This window comes from Nonomuraea insulae (assembly GCF_042656245.1).
Window position 1 is genome coordinate 77,809 of the sequence record NZ_JBHSPA010000009.1, and the last position, 3,780, is coordinate 81,588.

Here is a 3,780-nt window from a genome sequence, read left to right on the forward strand (position 1 = left end):
CGTGCGGCGCCGCGTGCCACTGCGTCAGTAACGTTCGGCGACTCCGGTGTTGATCTCGACGAGCGCCAGCGTGGCGTCGGTGTAGGTGATGACGTTGCCGTCACCGAGGATCTTCTGTCCGTGCCGGGCGGCGTCCCCGACCGTGTGCAGGCCGAGCCGCTCGATGGTGAGGGTCCGTACGGCTGTCGCGGCGTTGATCCGGCGGCTGCCCACGTTGAGATACGTGGTCAGCAACTCGGCCCGCAGCGTACGCGGCTGCAGCGCCGGGAGGGTGAACACGGACCCGACCTCCCGCTGCGACAGCTGACCGTCGGGCGCGGTGCCGTCGATCCCGTCGAAGCGCTGGTCGGTGGCCTGGACACGGGCCAGCGACTCGGGCGTCCACAGGCTCGGCGTCAGGGTCCAGATGGCGGTCGGGCGCGGGTTCCTGCTCGGCGCGACCTCGGTAACGGTCGAGCTGGACGACGCCGTGACGGGGGTGTAGACGCATCCCTTGGCGTTGCCGTACGAGACCTTGGCCTGTCCTGTCAGGACCGTGCCGCCGACGGCGAGCAGGCTGGAACGGGTCGTGAAGCGCACGGTCGTGGTCGCGCCCGCGTCCATGGAGCCCAGTTTCCAGGTCGGCGTGCCGCCGGTGACCGAGCTCGGCCTGGGGCCGGAGCCCTGGTCGAGGGCGGTGCTGTAGTAGACCCCGGCAGGCGGCGTGTAGGCGAGAGTGGCGTCGGTGGCGCTCGCGCCGCCGGTGTTGGTCACCTTCAGCGTGGTCGTCACCGCTTCGGCCGCGCCGGCGGTCGGCGTGGCGCTCGCGTCGAGCGTGAGCTGCGGCGCCTTGATCGCGGTCGTGGCCTTGCCGGTGTTGTTGTCGGTGTTCTCCTCCGCGCCTCCGGCGACGTTCCTGCCCTCGACGGTGGCCGTGTTGGTGAGCGTCGCGCCGTTGGCCGTGTCGCACGGGACGGTGTAGGTGTACGGCTCGTCGCGCGACCCGGCCGCCGCCAGGTCGGGCAGGTCACGCGTCACCTTCGAGCCGTCGGGGAGCGTGTCGGTGAGCTTGACCGCCTTGGCGCCCCCCCTGCCGACGTTGTCGACCTTCACGGTGTAGGCGAGGGTGTCGCCGGGCTGCGCCGACTCCTTGTCGACGGTCTTGGTCGTGGCCAGGTCGGGGGCGTAGAAGTCGAGGAAGTCGGCCTCCATCTGGGCCACGGTCAGGAAGTCGATCTCCGGTCCCGAGTCCTGGCCGCCGCCGGGGCTCGAAATGTCGAACTTCAGGCGCCCCCAGTCGTCGTGGTCGGCGAGGATCACGTCGCGGCCGGTGTCGTCCGTGCCGGGCGTCGGCATGGAGTCGCACTGGTTGTCGCCGCCCTGGATGATCGCATCGGTGAACTGGACGTCGTCGTCCAGCCTGGGCGAGTCGATCTTCCCATTCGTGCCCGCGAGCACGCAGACGTCGTCCTCGGAGTTGATGTCGGCCTTGATCGTGGGCGGGTCGGTGACCTTGTTGTCGTTCCAGTCCAGCGCGTCGTCGACGGCCCCGAACAGCTCCTGCGACGGGTCGTTGGCCACCAGGTTCCAGCGGGCGTAGTCGTCGCCGGGGCCGACGCCCTTGCTCTCGTCGAGGTGGTCGCGGTCGAGGTTCGGCATCAGGCCGCGTGAGTAGTCCAGGCGGCGCGGCGCGGGGTCGGGACCGGTCGGGATGCCGCCCGGCTCGTAGGCGTAGTTCATGATGCTCAGGTAGTTGGGCTTGAAGTTGGTACGGGTGTTCCCGCCGTGGGACAGCCCCAGGGCGTGCCCCAGCTCGTGCATCACCGTGCCCGCCTGGTCGCGCGCCGTGCCGGACTCGACGATGTCGGGTCCCGTGCCCGCCTTCATCACCTGGATGTCGTCGGAGCCGGGCTTCTTCTTGCTGTTGCAGACGTGGTCGGGGCCGACGCCGATCTGGGTCGGGGTCGGGAAGTCGTCGCCCAGCTTGGTGGACTCCAGCGTCTTGTTACGGCCGGGCAGGATGCACCAGGTACGCCATTCGCCCAGCGTGACGATGAAGTCGCGGTTGCCGCGCACCGGCTCGCAGCAGCGGCCGGAGACCGAACTGCCGGCCGTCAGGTCGTGGGCGAAGATCGTGTAATGCGCGTAGGGCATGAGCTCCTTGGGGAAGTTGAGCGCCCTGGTGTTGCGGAAGGCGCTGCTGTCGTCCGACATCGCGGCCTGCTCCGCGATGGCCTTGCCGACGATGGGGATGAAATCCACGCCGTCGTCGAGAGGGGTGCCCGGGTAGGGGCAGGGCTGCGTCGCCTTGGCCGGGCTGTCCTCGAAGGCCCGCTTGAGGTCCTGGAGTCCGGCGTCCTTGGGCCGGTGGGTGTGACCGTCAGCTGCGCCGTCCATGTAGTCGATCTGCAGGATGACGGTCTTACGGCACGGGTTGGCGCCCAGCGCCTTCAGGTCGAAGAGCAGCGAGCCGTCCGCTTTCCTGATGCCGAGGCGTTCGACCACGTCGGGGATGCCGTCGCCGTCGGTGTCGGGCAGGCCGCCGCTGGTCCGCTCGATCGTGAAGCCGATGCCCGCCCGCTTGCCGTCACCCGAATTGGGGAAGTTGGGGTCGCCGTCACCCTCGACGTAGCCCTGTCCGGGGGTGAGCAGGTCGCCGGGGCCGGTCCAGGTGTCGGTGCCGATGTCGTACTCCAGTTCCAGGTCGACGTCCTGGTTCTGCGGGCTGATGTCCAGCTTGTCGTCACCGCCGCTCAACCCGCCGTCCTCGTCCCACAGCCGGATGAGGATCGGGATCTTGGTGGTGTCGTCGGGCACCTGCACGTCCTGCGTGAAGATCCACGGGTCGGGGAGGACGCTGGGATTGAAGTCGTCGTCCTCCACCGACCCCCTGCGCTGCAGGCCTCCGTCGCCGATGCGGATCTCGGGGAAGTAGTTCCCGTCGCCGGTGGAGTCGGGGCTCTCGATCTGATGGATCCTGTTGATCGTCAGGCGGAGAGAGACGCCCGCACTGGCCTGCGCCGGAGTGTGCACGACCACCAGGCTCAGTGCGATGAGTAACAATACGGTCAGTGAACGCATGCGCTCAGGATGAAGTCGCCCTTCCCGGCGCGCATGAGTAGCCCCTACCCATGATCGGTCCCGAACGTCAGACTTCGAGCACGAGCTTGCCGGTGCTGCGACCGGACTCGATGCGGCGGTGTGCCTGCGCGGCCTGCTCCAGCTTCAGCGGCTCGACCTGCACCCGGAGCTCCCCGCTCGCGGCCGCGGCCACGGCCCGGCGCAGCGCCCGGCCCGCCTGCGCGGGGAAGGCGGCGCAGAAGGCGGCCAGGTTGAACCCGGAGACCGTCTTGTTGGTGAACCACAGTTCGTTGGCCCCGATCCCGACGTCCTCGGCGCCGGAGGCGTTGCCCATCACCACCATCCGGCCCATCGGCGCGAGCAGGTCCAGGCTGCTCCGTCGTGCCGTGCCGCCGACCATGTCCACCACGATGTCGAACCGGCCGGCCTCGGCCACCTGCCCGCGCAGGACGACCTCGTCGTAGCCGAACGCCTTGGCTGTCTCGATCTTGGCGGGGCTGCCCACGGCGCCCACCACGCGGCCCGCGCCCAGCAACCGGGCGGCCTGGCCGAGCTGGCTGCCGACGCCTCCTGCGGCGGCGTGCACGAGCACGTGCTCCCCCGGTTCGATGCGGGCCACCCGGTCGAGCACGAGAAACGCGGTGGTGCTGTTGGAGGGCAGCGCCGCCGCGAGGTCCAGCCCCAGGTCGTAGCCGTCCAGCGGGGCCACCAGGTCGGCGG

General features: G+C 69.8%; 2 protein-coding genes (1 of these 2 only partly in view). Both read right to left on the minus strand.

Annotated features, from left to right (window positions below; all coding sequences use genetic code 11):
• Positions 1-24: 24 nt before the first annotated feature.
• A complete protein-coding gene (locus ACFPZ3_RS06460; RefSeq protein ID WP_379513021.1) occupies positions 25-3,060 on the minus strand; it encodes a CARDB domain-containing protein in 3,036 nt (1,011 codons plus the stop codon).
• 67 nt (positions 3,061-3,127) lie between these two features.
• On the minus strand, positions 3,128-3,780 hold the 3' portion of the coding sequence (locus ACFPZ3_RS06465; RefSeq protein ID WP_465263540.1) for a quinone oxidoreductase family protein. It continues 340 nt past the right edge of the window; only the last 653 of its 993 coding nucleotides appear in the window; the start codon falls outside the window, past its right edge; the stop codon is at positions 3,128-3,130.